At 36.5% G+C, this 24,468-nt stretch carries 19 protein-coding genes; 14 read left to right on the top strand and 5 right to left on the bottom strand.

The genetic code is table 11. The features are described 5' to 3' along the window. Positions 1-379 precede the first annotated feature (379 nt). From uvrB to NBX03_RS08080, 13 genes are all read left to right on the top strand, one after another. Positions 380-2,362 carry an excinuclease ABC subunit UvrB gene (gene uvrB, locus NBX03_RS08140; protein ID WP_250227292.1) on the top strand — a complete coding sequence of 661 codons (1,983 nt, stop codon included), beginning with the start codon at positions 380-382 and terminating at the stop codon, positions 2,360-2,362. A 124-nt stretch (positions 2,363-2,486) separates the two neighbouring features. Further along, a complete protein-coding gene (uvrA, locus tag NBX03_RS08135) occupies positions 2,487-5,339 on the top strand; it encodes an excinuclease ABC subunit UvrA (RefSeq protein ID WP_250227291.1) in 2,853 nt (950 codons plus the stop codon). 597 nt (positions 5,340-5,936) lie between these two features. Continuing rightward, positions 5,937-6,878 (top strand): M23 family metallopeptidase, encoded by a 942-nt coding sequence (locus NBX03_RS08130; protein ID WP_250227290.1) that lies wholly within the window; start codon positions 5,937-5,939, stop codon positions 6,876-6,878. Between the two features lie 225 nt (positions 6,879-7,103). Further along, on the top strand, positions 7,104-7,916 hold the full coding sequence (locus NBX03_RS08125; protein ID WP_250227289.1) for a GTP pyrophosphokinase: 813 nt from the start codon (positions 7,104-7,106) through the stop codon (positions 7,914-7,916). 43 nt (positions 7,917-7,959) lie between these two features. Continuing rightward, the gene (locus NBX03_RS08120; RefSeq protein WP_250227288.1) at positions 7,960-8,649 is read left to right on the top strand and encodes a metallophosphoesterase; all 690 of its coding nucleotides are present in this window, start codon (positions 7,960-7,962) and stop codon (positions 8,647-8,649) included. A 21-nt stretch (positions 8,650-8,670) separates the two neighbouring features. Next, the gene (pap, locus tag NBX03_RS08115; protein ID WP_250227287.1) at positions 8,671-10,146 is read left to right on the top strand and encodes a polyphosphate:AMP phosphotransferase; all 1,476 of its coding nucleotides are present in this window, start codon (positions 8,671-8,673) and stop codon (positions 10,144-10,146) included. A gap of 116 nt (positions 10,147-10,262) precedes the next feature. Then, entirely contained in the window at positions 10,263-10,736 is a 474-nt protein-coding gene (locus tag NBX03_RS08110) for a DUF402 domain-containing protein (protein ID WP_250227286.1), read from the top strand. A gap of 26 nt (positions 10,737-10,762) precedes the next feature. Continuing rightward, positions 10,763-11,455: a JAB domain-containing protein gene (locus tag NBX03_RS08105; RefSeq protein WP_250227285.1), complete on the top strand. Its 693-nt coding sequence runs from the start codon at positions 10,763-10,765 to the stop codon at positions 11,453-11,455. 191 nt (positions 11,456-11,646) lie between these two features. Beyond that, entirely contained in the window at positions 11,647-11,847 is a 201-nt protein-coding gene (locus NBX03_RS08100) for a PspC domain-containing protein (protein ID WP_250227284.1), read from the top strand. A 399-nt stretch (positions 11,848-12,246) separates the two neighbouring features. Further along, a complete protein-coding gene (locus NBX03_RS08095; protein WP_250227283.1) occupies positions 12,247-13,257 on the top strand; it encodes an inorganic phosphate transporter in 1,011 nt (336 codons plus the stop codon). 96 nt (positions 13,258-13,353) lie between these two features. After that, positions 13,354-13,971: a DUF47 domain-containing protein gene (locus NBX03_RS08090; protein ID WP_250227282.1), complete on the top strand. Its 618-nt coding sequence runs from the start codon at positions 13,354-13,356 to the stop codon at positions 13,969-13,971. Between the two features lie 549 nt (positions 13,972-14,520). Then, complete coding sequence (locus NBX03_RS08085; RefSeq protein WP_250227281.1) at positions 14,521-16,584, top strand: ASKHA domain-containing protein; 2,064 nt, start codon at positions 14,521-14,523, stop codon at positions 16,582-16,584. Between the two features lie 587 nt (positions 16,585-17,171). Further along, positions 17,172-18,476, top strand: a complete 1,305-nt coding sequence (locus NBX03_RS08080) for a ferritin family protein (RefSeq protein ID WP_250227280.1) — start codon at positions 17,172-17,174, stop codon at positions 18,474-18,476. A 10-nt stretch (positions 18,477-18,486) separates the two neighbouring features. On the opposite strand, the gene NBX03_RS08075 is transcribed toward NBX03_RS08080, so the two are convergent. Then, a complete protein-coding gene (locus NBX03_RS08075; protein WP_250227279.1) occupies positions 18,487-19,236 on the bottom strand; it encodes an RDD family protein in 750 nt (249 codons plus the stop codon). An 81-nt stretch (positions 19,237-19,317) separates the two neighbouring features. Between NBX03_RS08075 and NBX03_RS08070 the strand changes: the two genes are divergently transcribed. Beyond that, entirely contained in the window at positions 19,318-20,268 is a 951-nt protein-coding gene (locus tag NBX03_RS08070) for a stage II sporulation protein M (protein WP_250227278.1), read from the top strand. A gap of 238 nt (positions 20,269-20,506) precedes the next feature. Here NBX03_RS08070 and NBX03_RS08065 read toward each other — a convergent pair whose 3' ends face one another. The 4 genes from NBX03_RS08065 to NBX03_RS08050 are packed head-to-tail and all read right to left on the bottom strand — an operon-like array spanning position 20,507 to position 24,467. Beyond that, a complete protein-coding gene (locus NBX03_RS08065) occupies positions 20,507-21,820 on the bottom strand; it encodes a DUF58 domain-containing protein (protein WP_250227277.1) in 1,314 nt (437 codons plus the stop codon). A gap of 12 nt (positions 21,821-21,832) precedes the next feature. Then, a complete protein-coding gene (locus tag NBX03_RS08060; RefSeq protein WP_250227276.1) occupies positions 21,833-22,795 on the bottom strand; it encodes an AAA family ATPase in 963 nt (320 codons plus the stop codon). A 15-nt stretch (positions 22,796-22,810) separates the two neighbouring features. Beyond that, complete coding sequence (locus tag NBX03_RS08055) at positions 22,811-23,833, bottom strand: DUF4350 domain-containing protein (RefSeq protein WP_250227275.1); 1,023 nt, start codon at positions 23,831-23,833, stop codon at positions 22,811-22,813. Beyond that, entirely contained in the window at positions 23,826-24,467 is a 642-nt protein-coding gene (locus tag NBX03_RS08050) for a hypothetical protein (protein ID WP_250227274.1), read from the bottom strand. Before NBX03_RS08050 ends, NBX03_RS08055 begins: the two co-directional genes overlap by 8 nt. Position 24,468 lies beyond the last annotated feature (1 nt).

Genomic DNA, 24,468 nt, shown 5'->3' with positions numbered 1-24,468 from the left:
AGCCTTCCTTCGGGAACAGTGCATTTTTGAGTTAAAGGAAATACAGGATTTTGTTCCTATTCTATTTTAAATTTACTGCAAACAAAATATACACCGAACTTTATAGTTTGAATTTTTATAGTCAATTGGCTTATAAGCCAATTGACTATATTATTAATAAAAAAGTGTACAAACTTAGAGGACAGGGCAGATATGATTTAAATATGCCTTGTAAACTTAGGGGGTATCGGTATAGATTTTCTGTATTTTGTTGTAGATTATAGACAAAATAATAATAATTATTCTCAGAAATTATACGAACTTTTGTTTAGGTCGGGCTTTAAATTTAAAAATTATTATGGTATCCTAGTAGAAAAGATTAATTATAAGGGATGATAATATGGATTTTGAAGTAGTATCTCCATTTAAGCCTACAGGGGACCAGCCTCAGGCTATAGATATTCTGGCTGCAGGATTTAAAGACGGTAAGAAATTTCAAACCCTTCTTGGGGTTACCGGCTCCGGAAAAACATTTACCATGGCAAATATAATAAAGGAGCTGAATGTTCCTACCCTTATTATTGCCCATAACAAGACCCTTGCAGGTCAGCTTTATAATGAGTTTAAAGAGTTCTTTCCGAATAACGCAGTGGAGTATTTTGTATCCTACTATGATTATTACCAGCCGGAGGCCTATGTTCCTTCGTCGGACACGTATATAGAAAAGGACTCTTCCATAAATGACGAAATTGATAAATTAAGGCATTTAACAACAGCCTCTTTGTATGAAAGGCGGGACGTCGTTGTTGTTGCCAGTGTTTCCTGTATATACGGTTTAGGTGACCCTATAGAATACGGCCAGATGATTCTTTCCTTAAGACAGGGAATGATTAAAGACAGGGACGAGGTTTTAAGAAATCTCGTTACTATACAATATAATAGAAATGATATGAACTTCATAAGAGGTACCTTTAGGGTGCGGGGAGATGTGGTTGAAATATTTCCTTCAAACTCTACAGATACAGCTTACAGAGTGGAGTTTTTCGGCGACGAAATAGAAAAAATAACGGAAGTAAACGCTCTTACAGGAGAAATAATAGGAAAGCGAAACCACGTTGCCGTATATCCAGCCTCCCATTACGTAACAGGAAAAGAGAAAATGGATAGGGCTATCAAAAGCATACAAGCAGAGCTTGACGAAAGAATAGCCCTTCTTAAAAGGGAAGACAAGCTTTTAGAGGCCCAAAGGCTTTTACAAAGAACGAATTATGATATAGAAATGCTTACGGAAATGGGTTTTTGCAGCGGAATAGAAAACTATTCAAGACATTTATCAGGAAGAGAAGCGGGGAGCACACCCCATACGTTGATTGACTATTTTCCCAAGGATTTCCTGATTATAGTTGACGAATCTCATGTTACAATACCACAGATAAGAGGAATGTATGAAGGGGACAGGTCGAGAAAAACCACTCTTGTAGATTTTGGCTTCAGGCTGCCTTCGGCCCTTGACAACAGGCCTCTTAAATTTCCCGAATTTGAGTCTAAAATCAATAAAATGCTTTTTGTTTCCGCCACGCCTTCGAAATACGAAGGGGAGCATTCGGAGCAGATTGCTGAGCAGATTATACGTCCTACAGGGCTTTTGGACCCTGAAATCATCCTTAAGCCGGTAAAAGGGCAGATAGACAGTCTTATTTCAGAAATCAACAAAACCGTTTCAGATAAGGGCAAGGTCCTCGTGACTACCCTTACAAAGAAAATGGCAGAGGATTTGACCAATTATCTTAAAGAAAGCGGAATAAGAGTAAGGTATCTCCATTCAGATATCGACACCATAGAACGTATGGAAATCATAAGAGATTTGCGAATGGATATATTTGATGTCCTTGTGGGCATAAACCTTTTAAGGGAGGGCCTTGATATACCGGAGGTTTCTCTTGTGGCAATCCTTGATGCCGATAAAGAGGGCTTCTTGCGCTCCGAAACTTCCTTAATACAGACTGTAGGAAGAGCCGCAAGAAATGTAGACGGCAGGGTAATTATGTATGCCGACACCATGACAGACAGCATGAGAAAAGCCATCACAGAAACTAACAGAAGGCGTGCCATACAGGAGGAATATAACCGGCAGCACAATATAACGCCTCAATCTATTAAGAAAAAAATACACGATATTATACAGGCTACCGAAGCTGTTGAAGAAAAGAAAAGTGCAGGCCTTGAAAAAGACCCGGAATCCATGAGTGATGACGAACTGAAAGAAGAAATCAAAAAAATTGATAAGAAAATGAAGCAGGCTGCTCAGGATTTACAATTTGAAAGAGCCGCCCAGCTTAGAGATGATCTTATGGAGCTTAAAAAATTTCTGCAAAAAAGATAATACTTTCGATAATATGACAGTACCTGTCATATTATCTTTGATATACTATAAATATGTTTGCTGAAAGTAAATGCAAAAAGAAAACCATGATTATTTGTTATGATACGAAAGAGGTTAATTACGTATGGACAAAATTATTATAAAAGGTGCAAGAGAAAATAACCTTAAAAACATAGACCTTGAAATCCCAAGAAATAAAATGGTTATTTTTACAGGGGTTTCAGGGTCGGGGAAAACCTCTCTTGCCTTTGATACCATATTTGCAGAAGGCCAAAGAAGATATATGGAGTCTTTAAGCTCTTATGCAAGGCAGTTTTTAGGCCAGATGGAAAAGCCTGATGTGGACTTTATCGAGGGCCTTTCTCCTGCAATATCCATAGACCAGAAAACCACCAACCACAATCCCCGTTCAACAGTAGGCACAGTAACGGAAATTTATGACTACTTGAGGCTTTTGTACGCTCGAATCGGTATTCCCCATTGTCCTAAGTGCGGAAAGGAAATCAGGCGCCAGACTGTTGACGAAATAGGCTCACAGCTCATGTCTATGCCTGAAGGAACGAGGCTTCAGCTTCTTGCCCCTGTGGTAAGGGAAAGAAAGGGAGAACATACAAAGCTCTTGGCAGATGCCGCAAAATCGGGCTATGTAAGAGCAAGGATAGACGGAGAAATATACGACTTATCCGAGGAAATAAAGCTTAAAAAGACATTTAAGCACACCATTGAAATCATCGTAGACAGGCTTGTCATAAAGGAAGGCATAAATAACAGGCTTTCCGAGTCTATAGAAACTGTAATGGCCCTTTCAGGGGGGCTTCTTACTGTTGTTACAGATACAGAGGAATTTAAGTTCAGCCAGAACTTTTCCTGCCCCGACTGCGGAATAAGCCTTGAAGAAATAGAGCCGAGACTATTTTCTTTCAATAATCCGGCCGGGGCTTGCTCCGAATGCGGCGGTCTTGGTATACAAATGAAATTTGACCCTGATTTAATTGTTCCCGTGCCGGAGCTTAGTATATCGGAAGGCGCGATTAAGGCTAACGGCTGGAACAATATAGCAGATGATTCTTCCATATCAAATAGCGTCTTTACCGCCCTTTCTCTAAGATATGGTTTTAGCCTTGATATACCTTTTAAGGAGCTTCCCGAAAAGATAAAAGATGTTATTTTTTACGGAACCGGCGGAGAGAAGCTTGAAATAGAATATATGGCAAGGGGTAAAAAGGAATACTATTCCTATGCCTTTGAAGGCATCATCAATATTATGAACCGCAGATACAGAGAGACCTCCTCCGAATACATGAAGCAGGAATATGAGGAATATATGACAAATATAGAATGTCCTGCCTGTAAAGGAAAAAGGCTTAAGCCGGAGGTTCTCGCCGTAACTATAGCCCAAAAAAGCATCTCCGACGTTACAGAAATGACGGTTTCAAATATCCAGAAATTCTTTGAAAAGATTAATCTTTCCGAAAGAGAACTTATTATAGCAGAGCAGATTTTAAAGGAAATTAAAGCAAGAACAGGATTTCTTGTAGATGTGGGCCTTGATTATTTAACTCTTTCAAGAGCGGCAGGTACATTATCCGGGGGAGAAGCTCAGCGAATAAGGCTTGCGACTCAAATAGGCTCAGGCCTTGTTGGGGTAGTTTATATTCTGGATGAGCCAAGTATCGGCCTTCATCAGAGGGATAACGATAAGCTTCTGAAAACTCTCCGTAATTTAAGAGATATCGGAAATACTTTAATCGTCGTTGAGCATGATACGGATACCATGCTTGCTTCCGACTATATCGTAGATATAGGGCCTTATGCCGGAAGCCACGGCGGAAAGGTTATTTTTTCAGGCAAGGTAGAAGACCTGCTTAAAAGAACGGATTCCATCACAGGAGAATATTTAAGCGGAAGAAAGTTTATCCCTGTGCCTTCCGAAAGAAGAAAGCTTAACGGAAAATACCTCAAAATAAAAGGCGCTTCGGAAAATAACCTTAAAGATATAGATGTTTCCATTCCTTTAGGGGTGTTTACCTGTGTCACAGGGGTTTCCGGCTCCGGCAAAAGCTCTCTTGTAAACCAGATTATATATAAAAGGCTTGCAAGAGATTTAAACAGAGCAAAAATTAAGCCCGGCAAGCATAAATCCATGACGGGCCTTGACCATCTTGACAAAATAATAAATATTGACCAGTCTCCCATAGGCAGGACTCCAAGAAGCAATCCTGCCACTTATACAGGGCTTTTCGATCTTATAAGAGACGTTTTTGCCCAAACCACAGAAGCAAAAATTCGAGGCTACAGCAAAGGCAGATTTAGCTTCAACGTAAAAGGCGGCCGGTGTGAAGCCTGTTCCGGTGACGGCATAATAAAAATAGAGATGCATTTCCTTCCTGATATTTACGTTCCCTGCGAAGTATGCAAGGGTCAGCGATATAACAGGGAAACCCTTGAAGTAAAATATAAGGGTAAATCCATTTCCGAAGTTCTCGACATGACAGTGGAAGAAGCCCTTGAGTTCTTCGAAAACATACCAAGAATCAAGGATAAGCTTCAGGTGATGTATGAGGTTGGCCTTTCTTACATAAAGCTTGGCCAGTCCTCGACAACTCTTTCCGGAGGAGAAGCTCAAAGGGTAAAGCTTGCCACAGAGCTTTCAAAACGCAATACAGGAAGAACCATGTATGTTCTTGACGAGCCTACCACAGGCCTTCATTCTTATGATGTCCATAAGCTTGTAAACATTCTCCAAAGGCTTACGGAAGGCGGAAATACCGTCGTTGTTATAGAGCATAATCTTGATGTTATCAAAACAGCCGATTATGTCGTGGATTTAGGCCCTGAAGGCGGCGACGGTGGAGGAACCATCGTTGCATCCGGTACGCCGGAAGAAATTGCAGGCTGTAAAGAATCCTATACCGGTAAATATTTAAGCAAAATACTTCAAGAAAGCAAAACTTATTTAAAAGCATCCAATGAATAATCTAAACGCCCCTTACAGGGGCGTTTTTTTATAATTAAAGGCTCATTCTTCATAGTAAATTTATTATTAAATAAGCAGCTATAGTAAATTTTATATAAAGAAGTAGCAAAAGCCTATTCCCATCAGGCTCAAAAATACGGATTTCCTTCGGAAACGGTACATTTTTCAACCTGTGTGAATATACGGCTTTGCTACTGTTTAACTTTAAATTTACTATAAAAGCCTATTCCCAGCAGGCGCATCATTACCAATCAAAAATAAGTTTGATAACCATAAGAAAACGCTCACTCAAAAAGGGTTGCAAGCTTACGCCTATATCCTTTTCCAAGTTTGCTTCGTATAAAAGTACGGATTTCATTCGGAAACATAGTGAAATTGCCTTTATACTACAACAACTTATAAGACTTTTAATATAAAATCAAATAAAGTTAGTTTTACAAAAAACCATTAGTTATACTTCTTTTAAAACACATTTTTGAGCTTGGGTAAACAATACGGCTTTGCTGCCGCGTAACTTTAAATTTACTATATTTATCGTTCTAAAGGTCATTTTCTTTCCATATTATTTTATTAACGAATAATTATGGAGCTGTTATAATGGCAAAAAGATATTACGGGCTTTTTCACAGAAAAAAGAAAAACAAATACGTTAAAAGATATGATAAACGAAGAAAGGCAGAAAGATATAAAGATTTTGCCATAAAGATTTCTGCCTTTTTGCTTCTTTTTATAATAGCCCTTAGCATTATAAATTTTATGAGCAAAAGCAAGACGAAGCTTATTATCAATAATCAAAATGTAGCAGCCTTTAATATACCCTATAGCGTATTTTCGTCTTTAAAGGAGATTTCGGAAAAGTATTCCCTGGATTTCCCCGAACTTTTAACATATTATTCCTTAGCTAATAATTTCTTTCCGGGAGAGCCTGAGATTGTTTCAAAAGACGAAATCGAAAGAGGATTTATAATTAATTATGAAAGTATAAAAAAAGAATATCCCAAGGAACAGGTTAAGCCTTATATCGATATGGTTTCAATCATATTGTCTGAAATAAAGAATTTCCCCATACCCGGCGAGTATTCGGCGGATAATGAAGACGGGTATATGTATGGAAACAGCTGGGGCGCAGCCAGAAGCTACGGCGGAGAAAGGGACCATCAGGGAACGGATATTCTTGACAGAGAAAATATAAGAGGGCGGATTCCCATTATCTCCATGACCGACGGCACGGTAGAAAATATCGGCTGGAACGAAAAAGGCGGTTACAGAGTAGGCATACGTACCGCTAAAGGTACTTATTATTATTATGCTCATCTTGCAAAGTTTGAAGAAGGCCTTCAAAAGGGCTCTTTAGTTTCGGCAGGAGATACTTTAGGCTATATGGGAGATACGGGATACTCAAAAAAGGAAGGGACTACCGGCAATTTTGTGGTGCATCTTCATTTGGGAATTTCTGCGGATTTTTTTAAAGAGGAATTTTGGATAAATCCCTATATATTCTTAAGGAATATAGAAGATCTTACAAAAGAGGAAGAATAATATCTTAAACTATAAATAATATCTTATGCCAATAAATCAATTTGCTTTCATTCTGCTGTAAGCATTTGGCTTGAAAGGAAATAAAATAAGAGAAAAGCAAATTGACAAGACTGCTTCTTCATATTTATTCAAGTATACATACATTAAGGTTTGAAATTCACCTATATAAATGTTAAAATTAGACAGATACAAAATATAAATAATGCTGAGAAACGGGTGAACTCAATGAGAATAATAAATTGGGAAGAATTCTTACTGCCTTACGAACAAGCCGTAAATGAACTCAGACTAAAACTCGAGGCCGTAGCTCATCAATACAAAGTAGTTAAAAAGCATTGTCCTATAAGCCAGGTGGAAAGCCGGGTCAAAAGCGTCGGAAGCATCATAGCTAAAATGAATAAAAAGGGCATTTCTATGGATGATATTGAAGAAGGTATAGATGATATCGCCGGCGTAAGAGTCATATGCCGTTTCGTAGAAGATATTGAACGGGTATTGGACCTTTTAAAAAAGCGTGAAAGTTTCGACTTAAAGATTCTTCAGGAAAAAGATTATATCAATAACACAAAGCCCAGCGGATACAGGTCTTATCATGTGGTTATAGAATATCCTGTCATGACCCATGAAGGGGTTAAAAATTTAAAAGCTGAAATACAAATCAGAACTATGGCTATGAATTTTTGGGCTACCATAGAACATTCTCTTAAATATAAATATAACGGCAATATCCCTGAGGCGGTTCAGCAAAGACTGATTACCTCAGCGGAAGCTGCTTTTAATCTTGATAAGGAAGTAAGTACCATAAGAGACGAAATCACAGAAGCACAAAAAATAGTAAAAATAGTTGACGAAACTGTCGAAGAAATATTAAGCAACCTTCAAGGCCTTTACGGAGCAGCAAAACTCGACAATATAAATGAGCTTAATAAGAAGTTCATAGAGGTTTACCAGCTGGAAGACGTGGACAAGCTCCTTAATTTTGCCGAGCAGGTAAGGGTTATCGGGGATATCTATAAATCCCGTTATTACAAAGAATAATAAAGCCTATATAAAAGGCAAAAAATAACCAAGGCGGATAAGTATGGCGTTATATGCAATAGCAGATTTACATTTGGGTTTTAAACACAATAAGACAATGGAAATATTCGGTGATAATTGGATAGATTATCATATAAAAATAGAGAATCATTGGCAAAGACTTGTAAAAGAAGAAGATACGGTAATAATATCCGGGGACGTATCATGGGCTATGAATATGGAAGATGCGGAACCGGATTTAGTGTTTATAGAGAATTTGACAGGGAAAAAGGTCATTCATTCAGGTAATCATGACTATTGGTGGGATTCAACAGCAAAGCTCAACAGGGCATATAAAAGCATATTTTTTATGAAAAATGACTTTTATCCCTGCGAAGGCATTGCACTATGCGGAACAAGAGGCTGGCTCTGCCCCAATGAAAAATCCTTTACCCCCCATGATAATAAAATATATTTAAGGGAATTGGGAAGACTTAAAATATCTCTCGACAAAGCTCTTTCGGCAGGGTTTAAAGAGATTATTGTAAGCCTTCATTACCCTCCTACCAATTCCAAAAAGGAAAATTCCGGATTTATAGACTTAATCAAAGAATACGATGTTAAAAAAGTAATTTACGGTCATCTCCATGGAAGTGCATCTTACGGAGCTTCCTTTAGGGGAGAGGTAGACGGAGTAAATTACAGTCTTGTATCCAGCGACTATCTTGATTTTTGTCCTATAAAAATTAAATAAATAAAATCGGCAGGTGACAATATGCTTTCTAATATTGATTTAGATAAAAAAGTTGATTCAAAGGCTTATAAAAACGAGTTAGCCCCTTTGCAGAAAAGACTTACGGCTCTTCAGGAGGTTATAAAGGAAAAGAATATCCCTGTAGTTATAGCATTTGAAGGGTGGAGTGCTTCAGGAAAGGGAACCCTTATTTCAAGGCTTCTTTATCCTTTAGACCCTAGAAATTTCAATGTTTACACAATGGCAAAGGTAAATGAAGACGCCGTTATGAGACCTGTTCTCTGGAGCTACTTTACAAAAACACCTTCCAAGGGAAGGCTTACCATATACGATAAAAGCTGGCACAGAGCAGGAATGGACTCCGGAGCCGAAAAATGGAATATGTCAAAGAGAGCACGCCAGGGATTTTTCTACGATGCCAATGCTTTTGAAGAGCAGCTTTCAGACTTCGGTGCGCTAATAATCAAATTTTTCCTGCATATATCGAAAGATGAGCAGAAAAACAGATTTAAAGAGCTTCAATCGAACCCTGATACCTCATGGAGAATTGACAAAGCCGATTTAAACCAAAATAAAGAATACAGCGAAAACTTGAAAATATTTGAGAACATGCTTCACAATACAAATAATCCCCGAAGCCCGTGGAATATTATAGAAGCAAACGATACAAAGTATGCAACCATAAAGGTGTATAAAACAGTAATAGAAAAAATTGAAGAAAAAATAAAGGAGGCAGAAACTTCAGAAGTTAAAAATACTTTTGAAGACTTTGACTTTACGGACAGTATGCCCCTTGAAAAAGTTGATTTAAGTCTTACCATATCCGATGCCGAGTATGACAAAAAGCTGAAAGAGCTTCAAGGTAAAATTTCAGATTTAGGCTATAAGCTTTATAAGAAAAGAAAATCCGTTGTAATCGTCTACGAAGGCTGGGATGCTGCCGGAAAAGGCGGTAATATCAAAAGAGTAACTGAGGAGCTTGACCCAAGGGGATATGAGGTTGTTCCCATTGCTTCCCCCAGTAAAGAAGAGCTCAACCATCATTATTTATGGCGTTTTTGGAATAAAATGCCTAAGGACGGCCACATTGCTATATTCGATAGGTCTTGGTACGGAAGGGTCATGGTAGAGCGCATTGAAGGATATGCGAGAGAAGACGAATGGCAGCGTGCCTATAAGGAAATTAATGACATGGAGCTTCATATGCATAATCACGGCACTATTATTTTCAAATTTTGGCTCCATATAGATAAAGATGAACAGCTTAAAAGGTTTAAAGCAAGGCAGGAAAACCCGCTGAAACGTCATAAAATAACAGATGAAGACTGGCGGAACAGAGAAAAATGGAACGATTATGAAACTGCAGTGAATCATATGCTTATAAAGACAGATACAGAATATGCTCCATGGACAATCATAGAAAGCAATAACAAGAAATTTGCCAGAATAAAGGTTCTTGAAATACTCGTAAAAAAGCTTGAAAAAGAGCTGGAATAATTTGAATTAATTTCAAGAAAAAATTATATGAATTTACGCTCACAGGCAAAATGCTTTATTTCCTTAAAGTATTCAGCAGGAAGCTTATATGGTGAGTTCATATTTCCGGAGGAGCCATGAAGAATTTTGCACTTTTTCGCAGAAGATTTATTCCCGATGAAATCATTCATCTTAAAGGTGATGAAATACTTTTTTTCAGTAAAGATATCATCATTACAAAATGGAAAACCCTAAAGCCCAGAATTGATTTTACAGACGGATACAGCTGTTATTTTACAGACTATGGATATAAAGTATCTAAATTTTATAACGGCGAAGAGTTTTTATATACCTATTGTGACATTATAGAAACGGAATTTCATGAAGATAGAATCATCTTTAATGATTTGCTTGTGGACGTTGTAATAACAAAAGAGGGCTTTGTAAAGGTGCTTGATTTAGGCGAAATAAGCGAGGCTCTTGATAAAAAACTTATAACCCAGGAGCAGGCTAAAAAGGCCCTTAATATTACAGATGAGCTTCTTTCGCTTATATATTCAGGTAATTTGGAAAAGCTTCTGAAGCCTTTTGAACATGCTATAAAACATTAAATTTCTTACTTGAAAATGGTGGTAGAATGAGTGAAAATGCACATAAGGGCCACAGGCAGAGAGTAAAAAACAGATACATGAATGACGGTGGTCTTGATTCTTTTGAAGACCATCAAGTTCTTGAACTTCTTCTTTTTTACTGCTATCCTCAAAGGGATACCAATGAAATTGCCCATAAAATGATACAATGCTATGGAAGCCTTCACAATTTATTTGATGCAGATCCCCTTGATATAAGCAGAAGATGCAATGTAAGTGAAAACGTTGCCATACTGATTTCTCTTATTCCTCATTTATCTAAAAGATATTCCACGGGAAAATACGTAAAAAGAAACGTATTAAGCTCCTCTAAGCTTGCCGGAGAATACTGTGTAGGGCTTTTTACAGGGATAAAATACGAATGCTTTTATCTTCTTTGCCTTAATACTCAAAGGCAGCTTCTCCATGCGGAGCTTGTACATAAAGGAACCATAGACTCTGCACCGGTATATCCGAGAATCATCGTGGAAACCGCCTTAAAGCATAATGCCGCAAGCGTTATCCTTGCTCATAACCACCCCAGCGGAAAGCTTGTAGCTTCCCATTCGGATATTGATGTCACAAGAAAGCTTATAAGCGCTTTGGGTGTAATTGATATTGACGTGGTGGATCATATTATTGTAGGCGGAGGAAGCTATTACAGCTTTTCTGAAAAGAGGCTGCTGCACCTTGTTTACTAATAATTTTAATATTCTATCGTTAATAAACGCGAAAGCTTGTTTCTTAACGATAAAAATACCCTCACTTAAAAATTATTTGCTTACACTCATATAATTTTTAAGTTCGCTTAGTATAAATCATACAAAATATCGTTTTTGGCGTATATATTTTCATAAATCAATAAAGAATACTATCAAAGGAGGGGGAGAAAATGTATAAAAGGCTTTACAAATCAAGAAACAATATTAAAATAGACGGTGTTTGCGCAGGCCTTGCGGATTATTTTAATATGGACCCTACGCTTATAAGGATAATTTGGGTATTTGCTACTCTTTTTACAAATGTTTTAGGAATTTTGGCCTATGTTCTTTGTTCCGTAATTATTCCGAGGGAACCGGCTTATTTTGAATAATTTTACATTGCGTCAGGGTTATTTAACAATTAAAAATTTACATGAAATTTAATTTGTAAAATTTAGTTAAAATACAAGGCATGTGAATCCGCAGTATGTAAGGTATTTATTTTAAAATGTTAAGAAACTGTCAAATGTATACAAAATATAAATTTAATATAGTGACAAATGTTAGTTTTGTAATTATAAAAGGCTGTATATCTTATACAGCCTTTTATTTTTTTTACAAATTATCGAATAAAGGGCAGTTAAATTGTAGATAAATGCAATAAATTATTTTACAATTTAAAAACTTTGTAAAAAATAATATGAATTAGTTCTTTTATATTCCTTTACGGTATGTTAACATATATTTGCAGTTTTAATAAAGCTGAAAAAACAATAGGAAAGGTGCTGTTAATGAATCCTGCTTTAATTATTATTATTGTTTTGGTTCTGGGTGTAGTATTTGTAAATGGCTGGACAGATGCACCGAATGCTATTGCAACGGTAGTATCTACCAGGGGTATGAGTCCAAGGAGCGCTGTTCTTATGGCGGCAGTCCTAAACTTTTTAGGAGTTTTAGTTATGACTCATATAAACGCAAAGGTTGCCTTTACTATTGGCAATATGGTATCTTTCGGCTCAGGTCACGATTCTCTTGTTGCCCTTGCGGCGGCGCTTGTGGCCATAGTTGTTTGGGCCGTTGCTGCATGGTATTTTGGAATTCCTACAAGTGAAAGCCATGCCCTTATTGCTGGTCTTACAGGGGCTGCCCTTACGATGGACGGGCTTTCCTCCGTTAACGGGCAAGAATGGATCAAGGTTCTTTACGGCCTTGGTATTTCCTCTGTACTTGGCTTTATTTCCGGTTATTTTGTAGTAAAATTAGTTGCTTTTCTTTTCAAGGATATGAAAAGAAGAAACGCCAATGTCTTTTTTAGATGGGCGCAGGTAGTTGCGGCAGGTTTTATGGCATTTTTACACGGTGCCCAAGACGGACAGAAGTTTATCGGCGTATTTATGATGGGTATTCTTTTGGCTAAAGGTCTTGATATGCCTGCGGCATTTGATGTTCCCTTTTGGATTCTTGTATTATGCTCCGTCACTATGGGTATCGGTACTTCTGTAGGAGGATATCGAATCATAAAGGCAGTAGGTATGGATATGGTGAAGCTTGAAAAATATCAGGGCTTTTCCGCCGACATAGCCGCGTCCATATGTCTTCTTATTTCGACCCTTACAGGTATACCCGTAAGCACTACGCATACTAAAACCACAGCCATCATGGGCGTTGGCGCTTCCAGAAGAATGTCTATGGTTAATTGGGGCGTTGTTAAGGAAATGGTTTTAGCATGGGTGCTCACTTTCCCTGCTTGCGGTTTAATAGGATATATTATGGCTAAAATATTTTTAAAAGTGTTTGTTTAGAGCGTGTTTGAAAATTCAGCCTTTGCTTTTAATCATTTAGATACGTAAAGGCGTTTATATTTTCACATACTGCCAATTATATTCGGGAGGTAAGTTATGGCTCGCGTTAAGGAAGAAAATTATTTTGATATGTTTGCTGTAAGCGTAGACTTTAGCTGTGAAATAGCCAATAAATTTATGGAGCTTGTCGAAAACTATACAGATGTTGAAAACAAAGTAGTAAAAATCCATGATATTGAACATAGAGCTGATCAGCATTTCCACAAGATATTCAGTCAGCTTAGCAAATCCTTCATAACCCCTATTGAGAGAGAGGATATTCTGGTTTTAAGCCAGTCTATAGATAATCTTACAGATGCTATAGAGGGTCTTGCATTTTGCTTTTATATGCTTAACATTACTGAGCTAAGAGACGATGTTAAGCCTTTTGCTGCGCTTATAATAAAAAGCTGCGACCATTTGAGAAGTGCTTTGATTGAGTTTAAGCAGTTTAAAAAATCTCATGATATTTCTCAAAAAATAGTCGATGTAAACAATATAGAAGAAGAAGGCGACAGATTCTATCATAAGGCTGTAAGAAGACTCCATGAAGAAGAAAAAGATGCCCTTACAATAATGAAGTGGCGGGAAATTTACGATAAGCTTGAAAATTGCTTAGATGCCTGCGAAGATGTTGCCGATAATCTTGAGGGAATAATTCTTAAAAATTCATAAATATAGGTATAAACTTTATCCTTTGTTGCCATAATAGGTCATGTAGACCAAGTGTCTATTTTACTTATGCGTTTGGCAATGAAAGGAGGTCGTGAAAATGGAAAAGAAGAACGATAAGAGCCAAAGAGAATATACCGAAGAAATTATCATGGACCAAGAAAAGAACAATCCTAATAAGAACAAAAATAAGAACAAATAGTTTTAGAAAAAACCGGTGTGCAGCCGGTTTTTTTGTTATAATGATTAAATAGTCAGGATGAAATTTTCTGCAGGAGCTAATATTGTCAAACGGAATAGGAAAAACTTAACTAGATTTAAATACAGTTTTAGTAAATTTCATATAAAGAAGTAGCAAAAGCCTTCGTGAATATACGGCTTTGCTACTATTTAACTTTAAATTTACTATTACGGCGTTTTGAGAAGCAAAAATGCTTATTGCTTTTCTCTTAATTTATGCTCTTTAAAGCCAAATGCCTAAGGCGGAACAAAAGCACATGGACTATATTCCTACATAAAATTAAGTATAATATTTTTAATAAAGGTGCCATCATGGATTTTAATAAAATTAATTTAAAGATAGATAAAAATAGGGTGCTTAAAGCATTAGGTATGGAGGAAGAAGCTCAAAATCACTTTGATTATGAGAAGCTTTATAATGAATTTTTAGACCATATTGCTCCCAAGGGAGATTTTAAAGCCATTCTTTTAAGGGATAAAGACGAACTTAAAAATATATTTCCCAATGCGCAGTATTCGATATTGGCTTTATATACCCTTGGAGATAAAATTGATGCATGTATAAACAATAAGTTTTCATCGGGAGATTATACAGATGCATTAATTTTAGATTCCATGGCAAATTTATGCCTGTTTCGTATGTCGGATATGATAAATCAGAAAATACATAGTGATTTTAAAGCCAAGGAATTGAATATAAGCGAAAAGTATATTCCCTTGGAAAATATGGATATGAAATATCAAAAGTTCATCACGAAAGAAATTCCTCTAGGCATAAGCGCATCTGAATTTGGAATGCTTACGCCGTTAAAAAGCGCGTCCTTTGTGGTCTTTGCAGGTGAGGATATAGAAGATGAGTTTAATTTAGAGCATAATTGCAGTAAATGCAGGCTTAAAGACTGCCTGTACAGAGAGAAATTCACCATAAAAGTAAACGATGGCGTTAAAGTAAAAGAGATTTCAGCAGAAAAGGGGACGCTTCTTCTCGATGCCTTACTTGACAACGGTTACATCATAGATTACCCTTGCAATAAAATGGGGATTTGCGGCAAATGCAAGGTAAGCGCCAATAATAAATTAATTTTATCATGTAAAACTTTTGTAGAGGAAGATTTGGAAGTAGAAATTATAAATAAAGGCTATAAAATATCAGAAGGCTTTGATTTAAAGGGTCAGAATATAGATATGGAAGCTTCAGGGTATGGTTTTATTATAGATTTAGGCACTACTACTGTAGTTATGGATCTTATAAATTTAAAAACAGGAAAAATCATAGATAAATTAAGCTTTTTAAATCCTCAGTCGAGCTTTGGCCAAGATATCATCATGAGAATAGAAATGGCTCTTAAAGGCAGCTTAGGTGATATGAGTAAATCTATAAGAACTATGCTTTTAAAAAATATGGCCGCCATGGCTTTAGAAAATTCTATAAATGAAAATACTGTTAATTCCATAATAATATCGGGAAATACCGTAATGAGCCATATCCTTCTTAATAAAAGCTGTGAGGCCCTAGCTTTTTATCCTTTTAAGGTAAAGGAGCAAATTGACGGCAAATTCAGCTTTAAAGAGATATTCCACAGTGAAAAATTTAAAGCCGAGGTTTTTGTGACTCCCCATATATCAGGTTTTGTAGGGGGAGATATAACATCGGGATTAATATATTTAAATAAGTATTTCGAAAATTATATTTTAATGGATTTAGGTACCAACGGAGAAATTGTTTTAAAGCATAATGGGATATATTATACTACGTCTACAGCCGCAGGCCCTGCATTTGAAGGGGTAAATATTTCCTGCGGCGCGGGAAGCGTAGAAGGGGCTATATGCTCTGTAAAATACCATAAAGGCTTTATAATAAATACAATAAATAACAAGCCTGCTGTTGGAATTTGCGGCTCCGGTATTATAGATATTACGTCGGAACTTCTTCTTCATAACTTTATGGACTCAACAGGCAGCATGTACGAACCTTATTTTGAAAATGGAATTGCCCTGGATAAAGAAAGTAAAATCAAATTTACTCAGCAAGATATACGCCAGGTGCAAATGTCTAAATCCGCTGTAAGAAGCGGAATAGAAATACTCCTTAAAGAAGCCGGTATAGGATATTCCGAAGTCAATCATTTTATCATATCAGGAGGATTGGGAAATAATCTCAATATTAAAAATGCCGCTGCTATAGGCCTTATCCCAAAAGAGCTTGCGGAAAAAGCCGTAACCTTTGGCAACACCTCTCTGGGCGGCGGTTTTTCTATGATATTAAATAAAGAGCTTATAAAATCCGCTGAAGAAATAAAAAAAGCTTCTAAATATATAAACCTTTCAGATTATGAAGGATTTAATGATTTATTTATCCAATATATAGATTTTTAAAACTATAAATATGATTACAGTAAAAAACCAGCAGCAGAATGCCGGTTTTTTATTTATGTTAAGAGGACTTAGAAATATTTTTATTGAGGTTATAGTAAATTCAAAATCAAACAGGGGCAAAAACCTATATTCACTTATAGTAAATTTTACTGAAGGATGTAATAAAAATCTATTTTTCATAAACGGCTTAAACATATAAACTCCCTATGTTTAAGCCATTTATAGCCAACAAAGATTAAAATATCTTTGTTGGCTATAAGGGGGCGTTCGCCTGAAAACACTTTAACAGTTTCCCTGTAAGTGTTTCCAGGTTCACTAAGCATAAAATATACGATTTTTATTACTGTTTAATTTGAAATTTACTATAGATGCAAAAACCTGCTGTTTCTGAAGGGAATTCGTGTTTTCAGTCTTTAATAAATAGGGGTTTTGTTACCTCTTTGTAAGAAATTTACTATATTGACTATAAAAGTGTCATATAGGAATTTATTGAATATCATATAAGTAAATTAAATACTTTAATTTATTATGGTGAATCATTTTTTAAGGTACATGCTTATATAAAATAAAAGATAGAGGTGGATTATATGGCCTTTAGATTCAGTGATCAGCAGAGGAATATGAACTTCGTTAATCCCTTTGCTATATTATTCGGAAAAAGAGGACTCAACCAAAGACAAAATATGCCAAATAATATTAATATGCCTACACAAGGAATAAAAGCTCCCCCGGGATACGAGAAGGCTCCTATGCATAATCAAAGGCCTCAGACACCGCCTTCCCAAGCTCAAAACCCTATGCCTCAGCAAGGTTTCCCACAGATGCAAAACCCCATGCCACAGCAGGGCTTTCCTCAAATGCAAAACCCTATGCCTCAGCAGGGCTTTCCTCAGATGCAAAACCCCATGCCACAGCAGGGTTTTCCTCAAATGCAAAACCCCATGCCTCAGCAGGGCTTTCCACAGATGCAAAACCCCATGCCACAGCAGGGTTTTCCTCAAATGCAAAACCCCATGCCTCAACAGGGCTTTCCTCATGCGCAAAATCCTATGCCACAGCAGGGCTTTCCGCATACACAAAACCCTATGCCTCAACAGGGCTTTCCGCATGTGCAGAATCCCATGCCCCAGCAAGGCTTCCCTCAAGTGCAAAACCCTATGCCCCAACAGGCAAATCCTTCGGGAAACAACAATCAGCAAGACGGAATGGTAAGTTTTGAACCTGTAACACCGGAATTAATGAAAGAAATTCAAAAAAGTATTGCAGAAAACAGATACAAGGAGCCAAGCGGAAGCGTATCACTTCCAAGTACGCCTGCTAATCCGCCTGCTAGCTCACCTGTACCTGCTGCTTCAGGAGCAGGAATAAATCCTTTTCCTTCCTCTTTAGGAAGTGCAGTAAACCCTGTGCCTGTTACATCAGGGTCTTCTCCTGGGTCTAATACTGTGCAGAATAGTCCTTCAAAAGAAAATACTGAAGATAAAAAAGAAAGGCAAGAGGATAATATCCTTGCCCTTCACATACAAAACGAAAAAAATGCATCAGACTTTTATAAGCATCTGTCATCTAAAGCAACGGATTATGATTTAGCCAAGGAGCTTGAAAGCATCAGTAAAGACAGCTTGGAAATCAGCAAAACATTATCTAATCTCCATAAAATAAATTATGGAAGAGACTTTAAAGCCGAAGACAGAAAAATAGCGAATACGCCGAATTTAGAAAGCGGGCTTAATCTTGCAGTAGAATATGAAAATAAATCCACAAGAGAGCTTGTAAATAATCTCGTAAACTTTAAAAACGATACCGTATTGAAAGAACTGTATGCCGTTATTTTAAAAAAACAATGCACCTTAAACACCATTTACGGAATGAATATGAAAATAAATAAATAGAGGAGAAGGTTTAATACATTCTGGAATTATCCGTCATTAGCTTATATAAAGTACCTTCGGTTACAGATTCGGGATTAAGGCCAAATTTAGAGCTGAAATACTCTGTAAGATGTCTTTGGGCTTCCATTCCTTCGTCAATAAAGCTATCGCGCCTTGAGAAATAATCTTTTAAAATTTCATATTCTTCTAAAGTAAGGGGATAGGAGGTATTTAACAAGCTGTCATAGATACCGCCTATTTCTTTTATTTGAAGAGAGTCGGCGCTTATAATGTCAGGGTTTTCAGAAATTACTATTGTGCCTGCCGCCATATCACCTAATCGCCGGTTATCCTTTGAAAAAAGCATCATGAGAATGCCTACACCGTTATTATCAATAAAAACCCTTATAATATTTCTTATTATGGATTGTATAAAGGTTATAGGCTGCCCGTTTTTTCTTATGGTTCTCAAATGGAGAATTCGTTTTCCAACAGTTTGGCCTTTCATGATAATTTCGGCAATCAAAAAATACCCAAAAAATATCAGAAAATATGTTATAATAATAAATGCAATTACCCATGAAAGTTTACTGTCGTTAAATGAAATATCATTAATAGAAGATAAATTAAAAATGCTGTTTACTGAAATAATAATTATTATAAAAAACACGATGGACTGAATTAAAAGGTCTATTGCTGCAGCACCCATTCTTGAGCCTGTTCCTGCAAGGCGGTATTCTACTTCTATATTATCGGGGGTAGTAACGTTAATATATTTCATAAAAGTCTCCTTTTTTAAATGTTAGGCAAATTTACTATAACATATACGAAGGAAAAATTAAAGCATTAGGTTGGTGTGAAATTGAAAGAAGATAAATTTATAGAAAAAAATATTGAAAAATGGAATGCCCTTGAAAATTATAATACGAATCTTGAAAAAAGAGGGATGCTTGGGCTTAAAAAAGAGGAAATAAAGGAATTTACCGATCTTTATAGGGCAGTAAGCCATCATCTGGCATATGCAAGGACCCATTTTCCAGAGAGCAATATTTCTTTATATTTAAATCAAATTATAAGCGTAAGCCATAATCATATATTTGTAAGAGAAAAATCAGGAATATCAGGATTTAAAAATTATTTTTTTAAAGGTTTCAGAAAAAGCTTCAATGATAATTTTAAGTATATATTTACTTCTTTTGCAGTATTTATGCTGGGGCTTATCCTATATACCATAGCAGTCATAATAAACAGAAGCATGGGAGATGCTTTTTTCCCGGGCATAGATGCATCGAGCTTAAACCTTGACCCTACAAGCGATCAGAGCGCTTTATATCCCTTATTTAGTTCTTTTATTATGACAAATAATATCAGGGTCTGTTTTATGAGCTTTGCTTTTGGCATTACGGCAGGAATAGGAACCTTATACGTACTTTTTTATAACGGAATCAATATAGGGGCTTTATTAGGCATTGTCATTGCAGACGGGGCAAATGTATTTAAATTCCTTGCTATGATATTACCCCATGGTTTTATTGAGCTTACGGCAATTTTTATAAGCGGCGGAGCAGGGCTGATGATCGGCAAGGCCATGCTGATGCCCGGCTCCTATAAGAGAAAAGATGCCGTTATTAAGGCTTCTAAGGAAGCGGCATATTTAATTCCCGGTATCATTGTTATGCTGATAATTGCAGGGATTATAGAAGGCTTTTTTACTCCTCTGGGAATAAGTTATGTATTTAAGCTCCTTTTCTCTTTTGGAACACTTCTTCTTATGTATCTTTATTTTAGGAAAAAGGGACTCTACTCGAATTAGAATGAAACAATAGCATAGTCAATTTACTTTTATAATAAATTTAAAGCTAAACAGCAGCAAAGCCATATATTCACGCAGGCTTTTGCTACTTCTTCATATTAAATTTACTTTGCTTTTTTAAGCTTTTTAGGGTCCATATTCATGAAAGACTTAAAACAAATTGACTATATAGTAAAACAAATAAATAATACATTTAAAAAGAAGGCGCTGCAAAATAAGTTTTGCAGCGCCTTCTTTTCTATGCGGAGCCTCTTTGCTTTAATAATAAATACTGGTTTACGGTATTGATTGCAAAATCCTCGGCAGGGCTTTCTATACAGAGTATGCCATGCTGATTTAAAGACCTGATAATGTTTTTTCTGTTTAGAAGCAGTTCTTCTGCCATTGCCTTATTATAAGTATCCTTAAGAGCATTTCCATCGGATAAAGTAATGGTTTTAAGGCTTTCATTTTCAATGGTGATAATAACGGGAACATGTCTTTTTGAAAGAATGGGAATTGCGGCAATGAGCTCCTTTGATTCTTCGCCCGTTTCAAAATCGGTAAAGATAAAAACAATGCTTCGTCTTTTCTGCCTGTTGGCAAGCTCAAGAAATGCCCCTTGATAATCAGAACTTAGTTTCGTATCTTCTATATGATAAAGAGCTTCCATAATTTCATTTCGATGGGAATCGCCTTTCCCCGGAGGAATGATTCTTGAAACCTCCGTATTAAAAATCATAAGGCCGCTGTTATCGCCTTTTTGATTGACAATATCGGAAAGAATGATGGCGGCGTTTATGGAAAAATCAAGCTTTTTATAGCCCCTGATAGAATAGCTCATGGATCTTCCTGTATCTATCAAAATGTATACAGGCTGATTTTTTTCGGCTTCGTATTGGTTTACAATAAGCTTATTTTCTCTTGCCGTAGCCATCCAGTTAATTTTTCTGTAATCGTCGCCTTCTACATATTCCTTAAGAGACTCAAATTCCGTACCCATGCCTCTAAGACTTACTTTTCTGTTTCCGGCAGTAAGAAGGCGGTTTTTCTGAATGATAAGCCTGTATCTGCTGATGTTTTTAAGGTTAGGGTAGACCTTATATTCAAAGGGCCTTTCGATAACTGCATATTTTTTGCAAAGGCCTAAAATCCCGTGATATCTTAAATAAATATTTTGGAATACATAGCTTCCTCTTTTAGAAGGGATAAGCTCATAGGAAAATATTTCTTCCTGCCCCGGCTGAACGGTTTTAAAAAGCTCAGAAGAATGAATATTAAAATGCAGGCTCGGAAAATCGTCCTTTATTTCAATTTTTAAAGGCTTTTCATAAATGTTTTTCACTTTAAACTCTATTTTATTCATATCTTTAAAATAGAGTTTGTCATCACTTATACGCTCTATTATCAGGACGCTTTCTTTGGGGGTTAAAATCCTATCAGTTGAAAGCAATCCAATTAAAATCAAATTATACAGAAGGAAAAATACCAGAGCAAACTGATTATTTATAAACCCTAAAATAATAAGGGGTATCATTCCTGCAGACAGTATTTTTATAAATTTAGAGGTCATTCAAACACGTCCTTAACGGGGTACCTTCACTTGAGAAAGAATATTTTCTATTACCTTATCTGTCTTAAGGCCGTCTATTTCGGCCTCCGGTTTCAGTATAATCCTATGGCGAAGCACAGGAATGGCAAGTTCCTTAACATCATCGGGAACGCAGAAATCTCTGCCTCTTATAGCAGCCAATGCCTTTGCATTAAGCAATAGGGCAACGGAGCCTCTGGGGCTTGCCCCTATGGAAACGGCATTCACTCTTCTTGTCGTTTCGATAATACTTACGATATAATTTAAAATGCTGTCTTCAACCCTTACGTTAAGGATTTCCTCTCGGCATTTTTTAAAATCCTCCGCATTTGCCGCGGGAACGATTTCCGCCGTTTCTATTTTAGCGCTTGAAAACCCTGTGTTATACATAGAAAGAAGCTTTTTCTCAGCAGAAACCCCTGGGTATTTCATAATAAGCTTCATCATAAACCTGTCTGTAAGCGCTTCGGGAAGAGGGTATGTTCCTTCATACTCAACAGGGTTTTGAGTAGCAAAGACCATAAAAGGGTCATTTAAATGAAAGGTATCTCCGTCTATGGTAATAGAGCGCTCCTCCATAACCTCTAAAAGGGCTGATTGAGTTTTCGGAGGGGTTCTGTTTATTTCGTCGGCTAAAAATAAATTTGTAAAGAGGGGGCCTTTTTTAAGCTCAAACTCCCTTTTTTCCATATTATAAAGCTTGGTTCCCAAAATATCGGCAGGCATCAGGTCTGAGGTAAACTGTACTCTGTTAAAATCAATATTCAATGCCTTTGAAAGGCTTCTTACCCAAAGGGTTTTGCCAAGGCCGGGAACGCCTTCTATAAGCACATGGCCTCCTGCAAGCATACAGGTAAGGGCATATTCCGTAATTTCTTCCTGATTTATAACGGCTTTTTTAATTTCATCTTTAACTTTGTTTACAAGAGCTGCTGTAAACCCTGTTTCTACGTTCATTGTCAATTTCCTTTCTTATTTAAGTTTGCTCAATATAAAATTCAAGCTTTTTAAATATTCTATTGCTTTGTAAAATTCTTTTCGTTCTTTGGCTTTTTTCGTGTCATAAGATGTTTTTAAATTATGTTTTAAATATTCAAGCTCCGTTTTTTTATCTAAATTGTTTTCTAGCCATACTATATATACTTCTTCAAGGGTAGGCGTATGGGAAATGGAAAAATAAATTCTTGCCGACTCTAAAAACTTATCGGCATAGGCATTCACTGCGGCTTCTCCCATTCCGGCATGGATATATAAGTTTGAAAGGGTATAAACATATTCATTTTCTTCTCTTTCATCTTCCTCATAAAGGGGAAGAGGGCGGCCGAAGCGTTTTCCGAAATATAATACACATGCGGCAGTAATAATAAATATCTGAATACATGCAAGCTTTACCATAAAAGGAAGACCGTCCCATAGGCGCTCGCTTACGGCATATCCATGATAGCTTTCGTTAAAATAAATTTTATTATAGTCATGAAGGCCTATAATATTTATGATGATTTGACCTTTTTCAGGGCTTTCCATAAGGGCTTTATTGGTTATCTCATCGGCATTACCGAAATATATATTCCCAAGGCCGTGTTTTACTCTTGTAAAACTGCCGTTGGTGATGAAATTCGAAAAGTCTATTTTATTTTTCAGATACTCTCTCGTAAAGGATAAATCTTCTTCAAAAAATAAGAGATTACCGCCTTTTAATACCCAATCAGCGATTTCCTGGCTTTGATTTTCATCGTAATACAGAAAGGAAGGGGCGATTATAATCTGTATATCGTTTATATCTGTAGTATCATTTATATACCTTAAAGAAGCCTCAACAGGAAGGCCCATAGCCTTTAAGCCGTCAAAAAGTAAGGAAGCACCGCCATTATTTGCAGAAAACGTCGTATAGTCGGGATAATTTACTGCCTTATCGGAGGAGGTATAAATCGTCACCATAAGAAAAATAAATATTAACAAAACAAACAGGAGGATTTCTCTAGCTTTTTTATTCATGCGCCATGACCTCCTTTATTGTCTGAGTATAGACGGCCTTATAATTAACATAATTTTCCCAGGTTACAGATTTATTTCCGAACCATAAAAGATAAAACATGTTTACGGTATTATTGACACCTTCATAATACTCGGGAACGTTTTTCTTCACTTCTTTAAGAAATTGCCCGCCGGTCATAGAATCCGGGATATATATTATATTTTTATCAGAAATAATAAGAAGTAAAGCAAGATACTGATATCTTACGGCTTGACGAAAATCCTTATTATTTTCATATTGATCAGCTAAAGCTGTAATCTCTTCAAAGCCCATGGTAGTTTGTTTTAGTTCATCAAAAATATCTGATATGATTTTTGATTTTTTACGCCGTTTTATAATGAGCATGGAAATAAATATGATTATGGCAAAAATCATGATTACAAAAATAACGATGAATATATTAAAAATCATATCTGCATTCACGGCTCTACTATCAAAATTTATATTAATATTAAGGCTTTCGAGAATTTTCTTTATAAAATCCAGCAGGGCATTTAGAACTTTTTCCGAAAATCTTTCCCGCCGCCCTGTAAGATAATCATATTTTGAAGCTTTTAAGACTTCTTCCAATGTCTTTTCAAATGTTATCATCATA

It is taken from the genome of Anaeropeptidivorans aminofermentans, assembly GCF_940670685.1.
Lineage (GTDB): Bacteria > Bacillota > Clostridia > Lachnospirales > UBA5962 > Anaeropeptidivorans > Anaeropeptidivorans aminofermentans.
Note: the sequence above shows the minus strand (reverse complement) of the source record. Positions and strands in the feature narration are given on the sequence as shown.